This window comes from Bradyrhizobium sp. RDI18 (genome assembly GCF_043203335.1).
GTDB classification, from domain to species: Bacteria; Pseudomonadota; Alphaproteobacteria; order Rhizobiales; family Xanthobacteraceae; genus Bradyrhizobium; species Bradyrhizobium retamae.
Genome location: NZ_JBICRN010000008.1, coordinates 6,972,229 through 6,989,415, shown reverse-complemented (window position 1 = coordinate 6,989,415; position 17,187 = coordinate 6,972,229). Strand labels below are relative to the sequence as shown.

At 61.5% G+C, this 17,187-nt stretch carries 16 protein-coding genes; 10 read left to right on the top strand and 6 right to left on the bottom strand.

Translation table 11 applies throughout. The features are described from left to right. The first annotated feature begins 81 nt into the window (after nt 1–81). The 3 genes from ACFXS9_RS42730 to ACFXS9_RS42720 all read left to right on the top strand — a co-directional run bounded on the left by ACFXS9_RS42730 (nt 82) and on the right by ACFXS9_RS42720 (nt 1,146). A complete protein-coding gene (locus ACFXS9_RS42730; RefSeq protein ID WP_392699624.1) occupies nt 82–231 on the top strand; it encodes a hypothetical protein in 150 nt (49 codons plus the stop codon). A 497-nt stretch (nt 232–728) separates the two neighbouring features. Next, complete coding sequence (locus ACFXS9_RS42725) at nt 729–980, top strand: SUMF1/EgtB/PvdO family nonheme iron enzyme (protein ID WP_392699622.1); 252 nt, start codon at nt 729–731, stop codon at nt 978–980. Then, a complete protein-coding gene (locus ACFXS9_RS42720; RefSeq protein WP_392700315.1) occupies nt 877–1,146 on the top strand; it encodes an SUMF1/EgtB/PvdO family nonheme iron enzyme in 270 nt (89 codons plus the stop codon). The genes ACFXS9_RS42725 and ACFXS9_RS42720 overlap by 104 nt, the downstream gene beginning before the upstream one ends. An 88-nt stretch (nt 1,147–1,234) precedes the next feature. On the opposite strand, the gene ACFXS9_RS42715 is transcribed toward ACFXS9_RS42720, so the two are convergent. The 6 genes from ACFXS9_RS42715 to ACFXS9_RS42690 form a co-directional block, all read right to left on the bottom strand. Then, the gene (locus ACFXS9_RS42715) at nt 1,235–1,573 is read right to left on the bottom strand and encodes a hypothetical protein (RefSeq protein WP_392699620.1); all 339 of its coding nucleotides are present in this window, start codon (nt 1,571–1,573) and stop codon (nt 1,235–1,237) included. 337 nt (nt 1,574–1,910) lie between these two features. Further along, a complete protein-coding gene (locus tag ACFXS9_RS42710) occupies nt 1,911–3,275 on the bottom strand; it encodes an HlyD family type I secretion periplasmic adaptor subunit (protein WP_392699618.1) in 1,365 nt (454 codons plus the stop codon). A 195-nt stretch (nt 3,276–3,470) separates the two neighbouring features. Then, nucleotides 3,471–5,117 carry a type I secretion system permease/ATPase gene (locus ACFXS9_RS42705; RefSeq protein WP_392699617.1) on the bottom strand — a complete coding sequence of 549 codons (1,647 nt, stop codon included), beginning with the start codon at nt 5,115–5,117 and terminating at the stop codon, nt 3,471–3,473. Nucleotides 5,118–5,128: 11 nt separating this feature from the next. Next, nucleotides 5,129–8,593 (bottom strand): hypothetical protein, encoded by a 3,465-nt coding sequence (locus ACFXS9_RS42700; RefSeq protein ID WP_392699615.1) that lies wholly within the window; start codon nt 8,591–8,593, stop codon nt 5,129–5,131. A 74-nt stretch (nt 8,594–8,667) separates the two neighbouring features. Then, the gene (locus ACFXS9_RS42695) at nt 8,668–9,147 is read right to left on the bottom strand and encodes a hypothetical protein (RefSeq protein WP_392699613.1); all 480 of its coding nucleotides are present in this window, start codon (nt 9,145–9,147) and stop codon (nt 8,668–8,670) included. Nucleotides 9,148–9,264: 117 nt separating this feature from the next. Further along, nucleotides 9,265–9,882 carry a sigma-70 family RNA polymerase sigma factor gene (locus ACFXS9_RS42690; protein ID WP_392700314.1) on the bottom strand — a complete coding sequence of 206 codons (618 nt, stop codon included), beginning with the start codon at nt 9,880–9,882 and terminating at the stop codon, nt 9,265–9,267. Nucleotides 9,883–10,722: 840 nt separating this feature from the next. Here ACFXS9_RS42690 and ACFXS9_RS42685 point away from each other — a divergent pair. From ACFXS9_RS42685 to ACFXS9_RS42655, 7 genes are all read left to right on the top strand, one after another. Then, complete coding sequence (locus ACFXS9_RS42685; RefSeq protein ID WP_392699611.1) at nt 10,723–11,046, top strand: hypothetical protein; 324 nt, start codon at nt 10,723–10,725, stop codon at nt 11,044–11,046. Nucleotides 11,047–11,573: 527 nt separating this feature from the next. Beyond that, a complete protein-coding gene (locus ACFXS9_RS42680; RefSeq protein ID WP_334381738.1) occupies nt 11,574–11,753 on the top strand; it encodes a hypothetical protein in 180 nt (59 codons plus the stop codon). Between the two features lie 151 nt (nt 11,754–11,904). Beyond that, nucleotides 11,905–13,155 (top strand): HlyD family efflux transporter periplasmic adaptor subunit, encoded by a 1,251-nt coding sequence (locus ACFXS9_RS42675; RefSeq protein WP_392699608.1) that lies wholly within the window; start codon nt 11,905–11,907, stop codon nt 13,153–13,155. A gap of 4 nt (nt 13,156–13,159) precedes the next feature. Further along, a complete protein-coding gene (locus ACFXS9_RS42670) occupies nt 13,160–14,557 on the top strand; it encodes a peptidase domain-containing ABC transporter (RefSeq protein WP_392699606.1) in 1,398 nt (465 codons plus the stop codon). Nucleotides 14,558–14,586: 29 nt separating this feature from the next. Next, the gene (locus ACFXS9_RS42665) at nt 14,587–15,654 is read left to right on the top strand and encodes an ATP-binding cassette domain-containing protein (RefSeq protein ID WP_392699604.1); all 1,068 of its coding nucleotides are present in this window, start codon (nt 14,587–14,589) and stop codon (nt 15,652–15,654) included. A gap of 290 nt (nt 15,655–15,944) precedes the next feature. After that, the gene (locus tag ACFXS9_RS42660; protein ID WP_392699602.1) at nt 15,945–16,670 is read left to right on the top strand and encodes an HpcH/HpaI aldolase/citrate lyase family protein; all 726 of its coding nucleotides are present in this window, start codon (nt 15,945–15,947) and stop codon (nt 16,668–16,670) included. Nucleotides 16,671–16,890: 220 nt separating this feature from the next. Next, nucleotides 16,891–17,082 (top strand): CsbD family protein, encoded by a 192-nt coding sequence (locus tag ACFXS9_RS42655; RefSeq protein WP_392699601.1) that lies wholly within the window; start codon nt 16,891–16,893, stop codon nt 17,080–17,082. Nucleotides 17,083–17,187 lie beyond the last annotated feature (105 nt).

Here is a 17,187-nt window from a genome sequence, read left to right as displayed (position 1 = left end):
TTCGGTACATTATTGATCCGATAAGACTCATGATCGTGGCAGCGCATCATGAAGAGCGACTGGAAGTCTCAGTGGGAATCGATGACGATCGATGAGCTGCTTGCGCTCCGCGAACTGATGCACGATGTCCTTAGCGAAAGGCTGAAGGCCAAGAAGGTCGAGCTCGAGCGTCGCTTGCAGGAACTCAATCCACCGAGCGATGGCCGGCCGACCACGTCTCGCCGTCCTTAATGCGGCAAGTCAGACGCGAAGCTCATTACCGGCGGCCGGAGCCACGACCGCCGCATGGACCGGCTCTTGGCCGCGACAGCGCTGTGCGGCCTCTGCGGATCGTATCGCCTCTCTGAGCGCCTGAACTTCGGCCATTAAGTTGTGAAGATCGGTCGAGATCTGCAAAAGTCGGCGCTCCCGCACTTGCACAGACTGTTCCATGTTAACCTCTCACGCCTACACAACACCGGACCCACTAGTTTATTTCCTTCTCGTCGCACCGTCTGTACACAACGTTACATACGGCAGGATCGGCGTTGGTAAATGTTTGAGGCACGCCACATGCAAATTCCGTTTCAGCAATCGGCAGGGCGGCGGCATTACAGCCGCCCGGTTTGACGCGGACGCAGCCCGGTCAACAGCGAAGCGCGGGACGGGCTGCAACGGGCCGTGTTTTAGATTGCGAGTAGCGCAGATTGTGGTCGCGAACGCGGCTGCCGACGGAAGCCGAGTGGGAAATGGCCGCACGCGGCGCGCTGGAACAAGCCGCCTACCCGCGGGGCGACGAGCTGACGCCCGCGGGCGAGCACCGTTGCAATATCTGGCAGGGAAACTTCCCTGACCTCAATACAAGCGAAGATGGCTATCTCGGCACGGCGCCGGTTCATGCCTTCGGGCGAACGGCTACGGCCTGTTCAACGTTGCAGGCACCGTCTGGGAATGGTGCGACGACACTTCTCGCCACGCTACCATCAGGTCACGGTTACTGAAAATTCCACGGGGCGCCCGGCCCCCAACCGGTCGCTGCGCGGCGGCTCATTCCTCTGCCACGACTCCTACTGCAATCGCTACCGCGTGGCCGCGCGCAGCTCGAACACGCCAGACAGCTCTGCGAGCAACATAGGATTTCAGGTCGCGCGCTGCGGTTCAACGTGACTGATTTCGAAACTGGAAGGTGCCACAGGCAATTCAGCTGTGCTGCTCGCAACCGCCTGCCTGTCCCCAATTGAAGTCCGGCTTCACATCAGCACCCGCTTGTCGCAAAGCCGGTGTGGCTTGCAACAAAGTCCCTGACGTGTTCGGGTACTGGTACGCCATCGATATCGCAGCGGGCTTTAATTTCTTCGACCACTTGGTTGGAAACATCCTCGATCCAGTGCTCAAGTGTGTTGAAGGCCATGACGCGAACCGGAGCGTTGAATTGACCGGTTAGGAGATCGGAGATGATCGTTTCGAGGTCGTCCCGCTCGATCCCAGGGCAATCAATGCGTGACGCGCCGAAACTATCGAACACAAGGTAGACGGTCTGATCAGCGCCGTAGGGCACTCCCGTCAGCAAACAATTTGGCATATGCACCGCCACGTTGCTCTCCTTCCGATGGAAGTTACTGTGACATCTGTCATAGTACTTCTAGTCGGAAGCCGACAATCTGGATGCACTGTTGCGCAAATTTTCGTACGGCATTTGATGGCCGCCTTTCATCGCCACGCAGCCCGGGCATGATTGCCGAGTCGCACGCCGTCGCGATATGAAGCCGACGTTCGGCGCCAAACACGCCCTGAATCGTTTCTCTGCATCGGCTTGTCCGTAACTGAAAACATCAACAGCTTCGGTAAGAGGCGCGGAAGCGCATCCAGATAATCGTCGCCATTCAGCGACTCGCGGTGCTCGGGATTGACGACCAGATTGCTCGTTTCATTCAGGTTTCGCGGAAAGCGCGGGAGAAGCTATCGAAGGCCGGCTTCATGATGTACTCGAAAAACGTACGCTCTCCGGTCTTGATGTAAATGTCGGCCGGCATGCCGGGTGTCGGGATGAATTCAGGCATGCGCTTGAGAATATCGTCTTGGTCCAGGCGCACCCGAACCACATAGAATTCCCGACGCGTGTCACTCGCAGGGCGTGTTTCGGCCTTGACCTGTACTTGCTCCGCCAACACGTCCGCTGACACGTAGATGACGCTCGCGCCGACCATGGGCGTGACGCGCTGGTTGAGCGCCGACAGCCGCACCAGCGCCTCCTGACCTACGCTCACGTGCGAAATGTCCTTGGGACTCACATGTGCCTCGATGACGCGCTCTTCGCCTATCGGTAGCAGCTCAAGCAGCACGGCGCCAGGAGAGACGACGCCGCCCGGTGTATGGAAGTTCCTCTTCACCACGATACCCCGGACCGGCGAGCGCACGTCGACGCGATCGACGACATCCTGCGCGGCGCGAATCTGCTCCTCCACGTCATCCAGGTCCGCTTCGGTCTCGCGCAGCTCCTTGATCGCATCCCGGAGCGCCGTCGAGTGCAGCTGGGCTATTCTTTCGTTCGCCTGAGCGATCCTCTCCTTCGAGTCGGCGATGCGGCCAAGATACTCGCCGAGCTCTCCCTCGAGACTCGCCTCGGAGCGTTGCAGCGCCAGCACGTCCGACTTGCGGACCAACTGCTGGCGAAGAAGCGAATTCTTGTCCTTCAGCTCTTCGGCGAACAGCGCAATACGCTGTTGGGCAGACTGCACTTGAGCCTGATATCCGCGGATGCTTTCCTCCAGCCCGGCGATTTGCTTCATGAGTACGCTTTCCTGGGTCACGAGACTAGTCCGGCGTGCCCTCAGTTCGGTACGTTGCCGCTCAAGAACCGCTTTGATTTCCGGATCACGTGCGCTCTCGCTGAATGCTGCGGGAGTTTCGATTGTCTCTGACGAGCTCATTTCAGCTTCGAGACGCGCCTTCATGGCGAGCAGCCGATACTTTTTTAAGACCAACCGCCTCAGCTTGGAGTTGGCAGCGGTGTCGTCCATGCGAACCAGCACCTGGTTCGCCTCCACGGCATCACCGTCCTTTACCGCAATCTCGCGTATGATGCCGCCCTCGAGGTGCTGGACCAGCTTGTTCTGTCCGGTAGCCACGAACGTGCCCGAGGTGACGACCGCACTGTTCAGTGGAGCGACTCCGGCCCAAACACCGAAACACCCGAGCCAAACGACCAGCATAGCGAGGCCGGTGAAGATGGGCCATTTGGCGCTAAGCGGAACGCCGCGGTACCACTCACCGGTGCTGTCCTTTTTTGCTTTCATGCTGTCCTCCCGCGCGGTCACCTCACGGGCCAGAGGATTCGATGCGTTGCGGCTGCTCCGGCTTACTTGCGGCGGCCCCGCCGGGCGACCGAACCAGGCGGTGCAGCACGTCGCTCGGAGATCCGAATGCTTCGGCCCGTCCGGCCCGCAGGATGAGCACTTTGTCCACGCTGTTCAGCAGCGCAGGGCGCAGGGTTACCACCACCGCGGTGACCCCCGCTTCTTGGCGCGCTGCAGGGTCTCGGTCAGAGCCAGCTCCCCCGCCGCGTCGAGATTCGAGTTGGGCTCGTCGAGGACGACGAGGCACGGATCACCGAAGAATGCCCGGGCGAGCGCGATGCGCTGCTTCTGTCCACCGGAGAGCGGCCCGCCGCCGCGGTCGAGCACGGTCTCGTATCCTTGCGGCAGCTGACAGACCATGTCGTGGATGCCCGAGAATATTGCCGCCTCATAGATGCTCGCATCGGGCAGGTCGTCCCGCATTCGGCAGATGTTCTGCTTGATCGTCCCGGGAAATAGCTCGACCTCCTGGGGCAGGTAGCCGGTATATTCGCCAAACTGGCGGCGATCCCAGTTGCGCAGCTCCGTTCCGTCCAGCCTGACCTTGCCGGCGGTCGGCACCAGACAGCCCACCAGAATGCGCGCGAGGGTCGACTTGCCCGACCCAGACGGTCCGACAATGGCAAGAGACTCTCCGGGCGCGAGCTCGAGCGACACGCTATTGAGCACCGGTTCCTTCGAGCCGGGCGGCAAATACAAGACCCGATCCACGGTCAGGCGCCCTTGCGGCTTGGGCAGGCGCAGCTTCGGCGTCTCGCGCTGGAATGACTCGACCGCCTGCTTTACACGCGCATAGGCCGATCGCGCCTGAACGCAGCTGCGCCATCCCTCGATCAGGCCCTCGAGCGGCTGCAGCGCGCGGCCGACGATGATTGCGGCCGCGATCATCATGCCGCCGGTGATCTCGGCGTTGAGGGCCAGATAGGCGCCCACGCCGAGGATCGTGATCTGGGTCACAAGCCGGACGAACTTCGACGCACCGCTGATCCAGAAATTCCGGTCAAGGGCCTGGCTCTGCACCGTCAGGGCCGGCGCCTGCCGGCGACCCCAATGAAGAATGCTCTCGCTCAGCATTCCCATCGCATTGATCACCTGCGAATTTCGCGCCAGCGACTCGGCCGCCGCATCGGCCTCAGCAGCATGCAGGCCTGCCTCGCTCAGACGCTCCGAGGTCACTTTCTGGTTGAGCACCGCAATCAGCACCAGTGCCAAGCCCGACACGACAGCGATTAAGCCGAGATCTCGGTGAATGAGAAATATGACTCCGAAGTAGAGGGGCGAGAGCGGCGCGTCCATCAGCATCAGCATGACGGGGCTCGAGATGAATCCCCGCACCTGGTGAAGGCTACGAATCGCCTGGATGGTCCCGCCCTCGCCGGCCCTGGCGTTGTTGATGCTGCTCGCCAGCACTGCACCGCCGAGCACCGCCTCCATCTTGGTCGCAAAACGCCCCAGCACCTGCCGACGCAGAATGTCGATGATCGAGAGGATGCCGATGAACGCCAGCGCGAGAGCCGAGAGCATCAGCAGCGTTTCGAGACTGCGGCTCGTCAGCACGCGATCGGAAATCTGGAACAGGTAGATCGGCAGCGTGAGCATCAGCAGATTCACGACAACCGAAAATGCAGCGACCGCAATCAGGTTCGTGCGCGCGACCGAACGCCAGGTGGCCAGCGGGTTTACAGGTCCAACATAGTCGCGGGCCTCGCCGCCGGGTGCGACGCGAAGGTGATCTGCAGAACGTCTGCGCGGCGGATTGTCCAGTATCTCGACGGCCGCCATGTTCGTCCCCGCTATAGGACAGCAAGTTCAGGTTCTGTTGGCTGATTCGTATCCACGATCTCGGGAGGCGGCGGCGCAGTATCAGACGCCGACGCGGCGTCGGCCGAAGAGCCGGTATCCTGCGGGGGAACTGCGCTGTCGCTGCTAAGGTTAACGCCGTAATCGGTGTACTCGGTTCCCGTGTGCAGAGCATTTTCTGGTGGCGGTGGCTCATCGTTCAAGGCGATCACGTCGCCTGCGGCCTCATCGACCGGCGCCGCATCCGCAACAGCGTCGCTGGCCACGGTCCCCGTGTCGGCCGGATCCGACACGTCGCTGGTCGGATCGCTCACGGCGGCAGCTGTTGTCGTCGGCGCCGGCTCGCTCGTCTCAACCGGCGCCGCATCCGCAACAGCGTCGCTGGCCGCGGTTCCGGTGTCGGCCGGATCCGACACGTCGCTGGTCGGATCGCTCACGGCGGCAGCTGTTGTCGTCGGCACCGGCTCGGTCGTCTCAACGACCGGCGCCGCATCCGCAACAGCGTCGCTGGCCGCGGTTCCGGTGTCGGCCGGATCCGACACGTCGCTGGTCGGATCGCTCATGGTGGCAGCTGTTGTTGTCGGCGTCGGCTCGCTCGTCTCAACTGGCGCCGCATCCGCAAGAGTATCGCTGGCCACGGTCCCGGCGTCGGCCGGATCTGACACGTCGCTGGTCGGATCGCTCACGACGGCAGCTGTTGCCGTCGGCGCCGGCTCGGTCGTTTCAACGACTGGCGCCGCATCCGCGAGAGCGTCGCTGGCCGCGGTCCCGGCCTCGGCCGGATCTGACACGTCGCTGGTCGGATCGCTCACGGCGGCAGCTGCTGTCGTGAGCACAGGCTCGGTCGTCTCAACGACCGGCGCCGCATCCGCAAGAGCGCCGCTGGCCACGGTCCCGGTGTCGGCCAGATCTGACACGTCGCTGGTCGGATCGCTCAGGGTGGCAGCTGTTGTCGTGAGCACCGGCTCGGTCGTCTCAACGACCGGCGCCGCATCCGCGAGAGCGTCGCTGGCCACGGTCCCGGCGTCGGCCGGATCTGACACGTCGCTGGTCGGATCGCTCACGGCTGCAGCTGTTGTCGTGAGCACCGGCTCGGTCGTCTCAACGACCGGCGCCGCATCCGCAAGAGTGTCGCTGACTGCACTTTCCGGTTGTGCGAGGTCACCGGCCACCGGCGCGATCGTGGCGCCGACGTCCTCGGTCAGCGTGGCCGCGCTGTCGGTTACCGTCGCCAGCACCGGCTGCGCCGCCGCCTCGACCGGCGCGATCGTGGCGCCGAGATCCTCGGTCAGCGTAGCCGCGGTGTCGGTCACCGTCGCCAGCACCGGCTGCACCGCCTCGACCGGCGCAATCGAGCCTCCGACGTCCTCGGTCAGCGTACCCACGGTGTCGGTCACCGTCGCCAGCACCGGCTGTGCCGCCGCCTCGACCGGCGCGATCGTGGCGCCGAGATCCTCGGTCAGCGTAGCCGCGGTGTCGGTCACCGTCGCCAGCACCGGCTGCACCGCCTCGACCGGCGCAATCGAGCCTCCGACGTCCTCGGTCAGCGTACCCACGGTGTCGGTCACCGTCGCCAGCACCGGCTGTGCCGCCGCCTCGACCGGCGCGATCGTGGCGCCGACGTCATCGGTCGGCACACCCGCGCTGTCGCTCACCGTCGCCAGCACCGGCTGCACCGCCGCCTCGACCGGCGCGATCGTGGCGCCGACGTCCTCGGTCAGCGTGCCCGCGCTGTCGGTCACCGTCGTGAGCACCGGCTGCACCGCCTCGACCGGCGCGATCGTGGCGCCGACGTCCTCGGTCAGCGTGCCCGCGCTGTCGGTCACCGTCGTGAGCACCGGCTGCACCGCCTCGACCGGCGCGATCGAGCCGCCGACGTCCTCGGTCAGCGTGCCGACGGTATCGGTTACGGTCGCCAGCACCGGCTGCGCCGCCGCCTCGACCGGCGCGATCGTGGCACCGACGTCCTCGGTCAGCGTGCCCGCGCTGTCGGTCACCGTCGTGAGCACCGGCTGCACCGCCTCGACCGACGCGATCGTGGCACCGACGTCCTCGGTCAGCGTGCCCACAGTATCGGTCACCGCCGCCAGCACCGGCTGCGCCGCCGCCTCGAACGGCGCAACCGTGGCGCCGACGTCCTCGGTCAACGTGCCCACAGCATCGGTCACCGCCGCCAGCACCGGCTGCGCCGCCGCCTCGACCGGCGCAACCGTGGCGCCGACGTCCTCAGTCAGCGTACCCGCGCTGTCGGTCACCGTCGCCAGCACCGGCTGCGCCGCCGCCTCGAACGGCGCAACCGTGGCGATCACGTCGTCGGTCAACGTGCTTACGGTGTCGGTTGCGGTCGTGAGCATCGGCTGCGCCTCGACCGGCGCGATCGTGCCGCCCACGTCGTTGGTCAGCGTGCCCACGCTGTCGGTCACGGTCGCGAGCACCGGCTGCACCGCCGCCTCGACCGGCGCAATCGTGGCGATCACGTCGTCGGTCAACGTGCTTACGGTGTCGCTTGCGGTCGTGAGCCTCGGCTGCGCCTCGACCGGTGCCATCGTGCCGCCCACGTCGTTGGTCAGCGTGCCCACGCTGTCGGTCACGGTCGCGAGCACCGGCTGCACCGCCGTCTCGACCGGCGCAATCGTGGCGATCACGTCGTCGGTCAACGTGCTTACGGTGTCGCTCACCGTCGCGAGCACCGGCTGCGCCGTCGCCTCGGCCGGCGCGATCGGGCCGCCCACGTCATGGGTCAGCGCGCTTAGGGTGTTGGTCACCGTCGCGAGCACCGGCGGCGGCACCTCGACCGGCATGATCCCTCCCACCACGTCATTGCTAAGACCGCCGACAGCTCCAAGCAGGGGAACGAACCCGATCATCGACGGGCTGATCGACGGGCTGAAAGAGTAGGACGTTGGACTGAGCGGATTCGAGCGTTGACCCACCCTGCATTTGAGTGCCTCCGAGGTGGGAATCCGCTGATAGCGGGTTGACGGAACTATCTTCGATTGAGATGTGAGCGTTAAGATGGCGGGACTCGGCATCATCGCCGCCCCCGTCCCCTCGGTGGCGACAGCTTGGCTGCGTGCGGGGCTCGGCTTGAGCGCATCGTCATGCGGCTGCGCCAAAAGCCCCGTCGGATCGAGCTGGGCCGCACGCGCCTCCGACGAGGCGGCGGGCCTTTTGGCCGCCTCATCCTCTGCGCGCGTTTTCGAAGGATCAATCGCCGGCAGACTGTCATTCGTCTCCTGCGGCGCGGCGCCTGCCTGAGCCGTTTTTGCGACCTCCTGCTCGGCTGCCGCGGATTTGAAAAGGCCGTCAAGAACCTCGTCGCGGGCAATCAGCGGGGCAATGAAGAACGACCAGGTCAAGAAATTGAAAGAGCCGGATCGCTTGTCCGCGCGCTGCACCCCAGCTTCGAAGATCTTCCGCTCTTGTTCGAACAGTTCGCGTTTTTCCACTTCGTACATGACTGCCGCCCTTCTTCTCGTTCGAATCAGAAACTACTCTCGCGCAATCCATGCCGGGCGGGTCGTTCGGCGCATCAGGCGTCAGTGTCGTGCGACATGTCCGCCGGCATATGGAAATGCGCTCCATCAAAGTGATCCGCGGAGCCCATTTGGGCGATGGCGTATTCGAGCGCGTCGTCGGACGACATCGAAGCGAGCGCGACCTGCATGTCACCCGAATGATCCGGACCATGCGAGCCGAAATCACCATGTGAGAAGTCGAACTTGGCCAACGCATCACCCGGGTTAGGATAAGTGTCGCCCTTGCCGCAGTCGTCGGATGGCTCGGGGTCGCAATAGTCCTTCTGCGGCGGGCCGTCATCGTTCTTGGCGTCCTTCCAGCCACCATCGTGCTTGGAGTAGTCCTCGCGAGCCTTGTGATCGTCATTCCACTTGAAGTGCTCGCCGTTGCCACCGTCGTCGAGCGTGGTTGTCTTGTATTCCTCGCGGGGGACGCCGATTTCCGGAAGCTTTGCCAGTCCGAGAATGCTCGTAACCCAGCTCAGGATGGACATGGTTTCGCTCCTAACTTCGCGGTTGCGGCGGGCCCATGCCTGCTCCGGATCCCGGCGCCCTCACCCTACTGTCGTCGACGCGCCCCGATGGATGCAGCGCGCAAATAAATTCACGCCTCATTCGAGCTGCCGCCGCATGGCCACGAGTTCTCTCCGGATCCACGCCTTGACCGTTCCCACCGGAACCCGGAGGTATTCGGCGATCTCCTCGTGCGTACGCCCATCGATGATCGCCAGAAGCAGGCTCGCGCGACGCTTTGGCTCGAGTTGATCGAGCATGGTCCGTAGGGTCATGCTGTCCGGGATGCGAGACGCGGGGTTCGAGACCGTCTGTTCCCGCTCGCAGACGGCGTTCAGAGTGTGGTCCTCGAGCGCGAGTTCCCGCTTGGCGTTCTTCTGCATCCTGAGTGCTGTGTGGCGGACGATCGCGTAGATCCAGCCCCGCGCCGATCCGCGTGCAGGATCGAAATCTTTGGAACATCGGAGAATTTGCGCGAACGCATCGTGGATGACGTCCTCCGCACGCGACCTGTCGTGGACGATCCGGTGCGCCACCGCGCGCAACTGGTCCTTCTCCCGGGCGTAGATCTCGCCGACGGCAGACTGCGCCCCGGCGGCGCACTCGATTAGCGCCGTTTCGTAATTGAGAGCTGTCTCAGAATAGCGAGATGTGTGATCCTGCGCCGCGCTGGGGAGAGACGCTTCATTTGTGAAGCACGCGCGTTGATGGGGCACGGTACGCAACCCCTTTTCCGTGCAAGGCAATACCGATGACTTGCACTTCCCGAGTGCACAATAAGCTGCTGGTGAAAACTTAGTCAGCGGACTACTTCACGCATTAAAAATTGTTTCGATCTGCGCTCATCACAAGCTCGTGACGTCGATATCAGGGCGCAGGCAGGCGCTTAACAGTTCATGCTCGCTTGCCGGGCGAGTGATGCTCGCTTGCCACGCGAGCCGCGGTGACCTGCCCAATCGAGGCACGCGATAGACATGATTTTGATTTTGCATTTGTATTTTGCCTCGGCGCAGGCCGGCGCTTAACACTTCATGCTCGCTCGACACGCGAGTGATGCCCGCTTGCCACGCGAGCCGCGGTGACCTGCCCAATCGCGGCACGCGATGGACATGATTTTAATTTTGATTGCGTCTCGGCGAGGCTTCCAACCTCGCAGCACTGATCGACGATCTCGTCGACGGATTTCAAAACGCGAAATTTGAGAGCCCGTGATGGCGCATGAAGGTCCAATGTTTTCTTAGTTCGGAGTGTGCGCCAGGAATTGGACGTCGCTCGGAACCTTAAGGGGGCTTGGCCACGCCATCTCGCTTAATCGAGGAGGAGTAGCGTGAGCACCCGCAGTGATCTTGATTGCGATCTCCTCAGGGTCGCACGGCATCAATGGACGACACGCGTTACTCCTTATCGGCAAAATTCAAGCGACGTTGCATCCAGATTGGCCGCTTCCGACTAGAGGTAGATGGCAGCTGTTACTACGGCGTCATCAACACTCAAGGAGTGTAACATGCAGGCACAACCCGTTGGCAGCGACCTTCCCCTCCTTGAGGGCTGAGCACATGGACCGGCACGACAATACCATCGACGAACTGAGCGGCGAGGGTACGATCATCATCGGCGGAGAGGAAGCGGACGCTGTCTACTACTGGCTCACGATTGTGCCGGTAGCAGGACCTGTCGTCGCGGAAGGTTCCATCACTGGGCCCGAGGAGTTCATGAGGAAGGTCATGAACTCGAGTGGTCCGAAGTTGGTGCTGCAGGATGGTCCTGTCGTAACGCTCCAATGCGAAGGCGGCGCGACGGGCGATCGATGGGTGAAAGCTCTCGCGGATTATGGTCCGACAGAAAAATGCAGGGCACGGCGCGATGCCCTCGAGTCCTGAATTGGGTGTCTGAGGGCCGCGCTTAGATCCGCTCCGAAGCCGAACGGAATTGGTGAGTCATATCGTCATCGTCGACAACGCTGACATCCGGTGAACAGTGTTTTCGCCTGCTTCAAGGGCGGGCAAGGACTCCATCCAAGCCATCGCCGGACTCCCATCAGAACGATTTAGATACGCCTCATTAGCCCCGCCTGGACTTGTAGCTGGTTAGCTCCGGACACGGCAATGGCAGCAACCGATCGTCGATCCGGATTTCGAAACGTGAATTGAGGACCGTTGTCCCGCTTGAACGGCCAGTGTTTTGGCTGCTGAGTTCGGAGTGCGCGCTTGATCGAGAGTGACGCGAGCGCTAGCAGCGAGCTTGATTGCGATCTCCTCGACGTCAAGCGGCATTAATGAACGGCAAACGTTATGCCGCGCAAAATTTACGCGACGGTGCATCCAGATTGGCGGCTTCCGACTAGAGGATAGTGGTAGCCGTTAGTAACGGCGCCATCAACATCACGAGAGAGTACAAGGAGAGTAACATGCATGAACTTACCCACCCTGTTGAACTGCGCGACGAGGAACTCGAGCTCGTAGCTGCTGGCTCCGGCTGCCGCTGCCACAATGGCTCACTCATCAATGTCAGCGATAACGTTGTGCAGGCCAACGTCGCTGGAATCGTTGTGGGTGACAACAAGCAAACGAACTTCAACATCGGCTAATGCAATGAATTGGCGCGAGAGCCGCTTCTCCGTAGCGGGGAGCGGTTCTCGACCGCATTGTGCGGTACCCATCCGCAGCCGTGCCGCGGCGGAGAGATACTACGCGCAGCCCTTGAATTGACGAATGAGAGCGTAACAACAAGGTGCGACCATGGCGACACGGCCAGCTCTATTTCGCCAGGAAGCAATCGACTTTCTGCATCAGCGCCACAGCTGGGGCGAGGTCGTATCGCTGCAGCCGATATCGAGCATGATCCTCAGCTGGACTCTCGCGGGCCTTGTTGCATTCATTTTGGTTTTTATCTCCATCGCTCAATACGCCCGCAAAGAAACCGTCACGGGCTATCTAACTCCCACCTTCGGAACGGCCAAAATTTTGGTGCCGCAACAGGGCTTCATCAAAGAACTCCACGTCAAGGAGGGTCAGGAGGTTGCCGAGGGCGCCCCGCTCCTGACGATAGTCACTTCCCAAATCAGCGCCAACGGCGATGACGTCAATGCCGCCGTTCTCGAAGCGCTGACGCGGCAACGCGAGGTGGTCGAGCGACAGATCGCTGCGGAAGAGCGCCGGACCGCCTCCGAACACGAGCGCCTCGCTTCTACGACCAAGGGGATCGAGGGGGAGATTGCCCAACTCGAGGACCAGCGCAACATCCAGAACGAACGGCTGAAGCTTTCCGAGAGTTTTGTAGCGACGGGCGCTACGCTAATCGCGAAGGGGGCGTTGCCAGCCGTCGAGCTGAAGCGCCGCGAGCAGGCGGCGCTCGAGCAAGCGCAGAGCTTGGCGTCGCTCGACCAGCAGATCACTGTACGACGCACCCAGTTGAGTGACGCTCGGCATACGCTCGAGCAACTCCCGACCGTTGCCGCAGAAAGGCTTCGCGTACTGCGCAGCGATCTCTCCTGGATCGAACAGCGCAGCGCCGAGGTAGACGGACGACGGGCCTACGTTATCAAGGCGCCGACGAGTGGGCGCGTGTCCACGCTGCAGGCGACGGTCGGCAAGGTCGCTGATCCAAAGCATATGCAGCTCGAAATCGTCCCACTTGATTCGACCTTGCAGGCGGAGCTGTTCTTTCCGACGCGCGCGTCCGGATTCGTGCGCCCCGGCCAGCAGGTCAGGATTCTCTACGATGCATTTCCCTATCAGAAATTCGGCACCTATCGCGGAACCGTGGCAAAAGTCTCTCACACGATCCTTACGGGCAATGATGCTACCGGGCCGATCACCCTCAAAGAGCCGGCGTACCGCGTGACTGTGCTTCCCGAGCGGCCCGATATCGATGCCTATGGGCGCAAGATGCCGCTTCAGCCAGGCATGCTGCTCAAGGCCGACGTGATCCTCGAGCAGCGCTCGCTGATGTGGTGGCTGCTTGACCCGATGTTGAGCGCAAGGATGTAGCCACATGCAGGGACTGTTGAACTTCAGCGGACGCGGGTTCCTCCCGGTCATCAGGCAGACAGAGGCAGCGGAATGCGGGCTGGCATGCCTTGCCATGGTAGCGTTCTATCATGGCCATCGAACTGACATGAATAGCCTGCGGCGGCGGTACGCAGTCTCGCTGAAGGGTGTCACTCTCCGCGACCTCATGGAGATAGCGGCTCACCTGGGCCTGGCATGCCGGCCGCTGCGAATCGAGGTTGACCATCTGTGCCAACTGCGTCTCCCGGCTATCCTGCACTGGGACATGGATCATTTCGTTGTCCTGAAGGCGTGCAAGAAACACGGGATCGTGGTTCACGATCCGGCCGCCGGCGAGAAATGGTTTCCCATCACCGAAGCATCGAGACATCTCACCGGAGTCGTACTTGAACTCTCACCGACCGAAGAGTTCTGCCGCACAGACCAGAGAGTGCGACTACCGTTCTCAGCATTCTGGAGCGGAATGAGGGGAAACTCTCATGTCTTAGCGCAGATATTGGTTCTCTCGGTGGTCAGCGAGATCCTTATCCTCGCCGCTCCCTTCTACATCCAGCTCACGGTTGACGAGGTCATCGCCAGAGGCGACGTCGATCTTCTGCTCGTACTCGGGCTTGGATTCGCGCTACTCGTCCTGATCAAAGTCGCGTCGACCGCGACCCGCTCGTTCATTGTTCTTCTTCTGCAGAACACGCTGAGCTTTCAGATCGGCGCCCGGCTGTTTCATCATCTGGTGCGTTTGCCTCTCTCATTTTTCGAAAAGCGGCACATCGGCGACATCCTGTCGCGCTTCGGCTCGATCGAGCCCATCCGCAACATGCTCGCGGAGGGACTGATCACGGGCTTGATCGACGGTCTCATGTCGGTGTTGATGCTGGCGTTGATGTTCGCATACAGCGTTCAGCTCGGATTCGTAGTTCTGTTCGCGTTCGCGCTGTACGCCGCTTTGCGACTAGCTCTCTTCAGGGTCTTCCGACAACGGAGCGAAGCGGCCATTCACAGCAAGGCACAGGAAGACTCCAACTTCATCGAAACCGTGCGGGCCGTGCAGAGCCTTAAGCTGCTCAACCGAGAGAACGAGCGGGAGAGCCAGTGGCTGAACCGCTATGCTGAGTACGTAAACGCCAACGTGCGGCTAGGCCGGGCGAGGATTAGCTTCAAAGCCATCAACGACACGATATACGGCCTGGAGAACGTAATCACAATCTACCTCGCCGCTCGCCTCGCACTCGACAACCTTATCACGGTTGGCATGATATTCGCGTTCGTCAGCTACAAGCTGCAGTTTGCCGAACGGACAGCGCTGCTAATCGAGAAGCTGGTGGACCTGCGCATTCTCGGACTGCACCTGGAGCGCCTCGCTGATATTGCGCTCACCCCCTAGAGCGGGGGCACGACCAGGATCTGTCGTATGTGCGACCGATCTGCGGCTCGATCGAACTGCGCAACGTGTGCTTCCGCTATGCAGAAGCTGAGCCTCTGATTCTTAACAACGTCAATCTGTGCGTTGCTCCGGGACAATTCGTGACGATCATGGGACCTTCCGGCTGCGGCAAGACAACTCTAGTCAAGATTATGCTTGGGCTGCTCGAGCCAACGAGCGGGGAGGTCCTGATCGACGGCCTTCCGCTAGGCCAGATCGGACCGCGCGTTTATCGCGAACACATCGGCGCGGTGATGCAGGAGGATCAATTGCTGTCAGGATCAATTGCCGACAACATCTGCTTTTTTGAGACAACATTCGATCGGCAATGGATGATCGAGTGTGCGCAGATCGCCGGCATCCACGACGACATCATGGCAATGCCGATGAGCTACAATAGCCTCATCGGTGACATGGGAAGCTCATTATCTAGCGGGCAGAAACAGCGAGTGTTGCTCGCGCGCGCGCTCTATCGCCGACCAAAGATCCTGTTTCTGGACGAGGGCACAGCACATCTGGACACCGACAAGGAACAAGAAATCAATGCCAATCTCCGGCATTTAAATATGACTCGTGTAAGTATAGCACATCGACCCGAAATCACCCACGGAGCGGATATGATCATCCATCTTGCACCGGCGGCCCAGCCGCTGCAGGTAGGAGTTACAGGCCGCAGACCAGCAGCGGCGCCTGCGCGCGATGCTGGTCTCACCGGGGTTGCCGCCGAAGGTGCGCAATCGACCAAGGCCGCGCAGGGCCACGGCGACTGCTCCGACGACGGCCGCAAGGGCGATTATTCGAATCATGCCGGGAAGGTCGACTGCTCGAAAGACGGCAAGGGCGGGTACTCCAAGCAAGATGGTGGCTGGAAGGACGGCAAGAACGAGGACTGTCAGCCGCACAAGGACTATTGCCAGCCGCAGAAGGAGTATTGCGACCCCAAGCCGTCCGACGACTGCGGCAAGGGAGACACCTATCGTAACCCGGGTGAAGCGCTGGCCAAGTTCGACTTCTCACATGGTGGTTTCGGCTCGCATGGTCCAGGTCGTTCGGAGTGACATGCAGGGCGCGCTCGCTTCGATGTCGTCCAGGATGCGCTCGAAAATCTGATCTTCAGAAATCGGGCCGGTATGGCCATAACGGCATTGCCGGAGGGGCGCGCATCTATTGACTCGACCGCAACCAGAGCGAGATTGATCAAAGATAGGATCCTACGTATGTTTGCATCAAAGGCGATCGTCACCGTATTCGCCATACTCCGACGATCATGGAGCACTTCGGGAGAAATGCGCTGCGCCCAAATCCATTGAAACCCCGCCTTGCGGCCGGCGGCTGTGCGTTCGGAACGATGACGTTTGAATTCTTCACGCCCGGCTATCCGACGATTTGCCGAGAAGCAGGCGCTGAGTTCATCCTCTACGATATGGAGCACTCAGGCGTCGGCTTCGAGACGATGAAGGCACAGTTCGCATTCTGCCGTGGACTTGATCTAGTGCCTCTCGTGCGCGTTCCGTCGGATCACTATCACTACATTGCGCGTGCGCTCGACATTGGTGCGATGGGAATCATGGTGCCGATGGTCGAAACACCCGAGCAGGCAAAGGCGGTCGTCGTCTGCACCAGGTATCCGCCGGCAGGGCGGCGCGGCGCGGCTTTCAATGTAGCGGCCCACGATGACTATTCGAGTGGGCGCGAGACCGATAAGATCGCCCAAGCGAACGCACGCACGATGGTCATCGCGCTGGTGGAGACTGCAAAAGGCATCGCGAATGTCGATGCGATTGCGGCAGTCGACGGCGTCGACGTGGTCTGGCTTGGTCACTACGATCTGACGAACTTCATCGGTATCCCCGGGGAGTTCGACAATCCGAAATTCCATGCAGCCGTCGATGGCCTGGTCGAGGCGTGCAAGAAGCACGGCAAAACGCCTGGCTTTCTCGCCGGAAACGAGCAATGGGCGCGCAATTTTCGCGCCAAGGGTTTTCGCATGATCGCTTACGGCGTCGACACGCTGTTAATGCAAAACGCGCTCGCGCATGGCATCAAGCTATTGCAGGGGACCGTGACGAATTAGGGCGACGCGAGCGTGAGAAGACCAGCGGATTCGCAAATAGGCATTATGGAACAGCCTCCGCTTTGCCCCCTTAGCAGCGGACATCGCTTGGTTCGAACCGCACACTCCACTTAGTGCCAAACTCAGACGTCGTCGTGTGTAAGATCGGCGCCTGTTCTCCGAGGAACTAGTGCGCAGCTCTTTCGTTGTCACGCTTCCCAGACAGCAAAGGAACACGATTATGGACCGCGAACATGTGAAGGGCACTGCCGATAAGGCAAAAGGCGCCATCAAAGAAGGTGCTGGTAAGCTTAGTGGCGACAAGGACATGGAAGGCGAAGGCAAGATCGATAAGGCCAAGGGATCCGCGCACAAAGCCGCGGGCAATGTGAAGGATGCAGCGCGAGACGCCGCTGACGCCATCAGGAAATAATAAGCAAGAGGGATATAAGAACTAGCCGCCTCCGGGCGGCCTTTTCTTTCCGCTAATCGCTCCGGCGGAGCAGCCATCGCGAATACATGATGCAGAGCTGGCTTC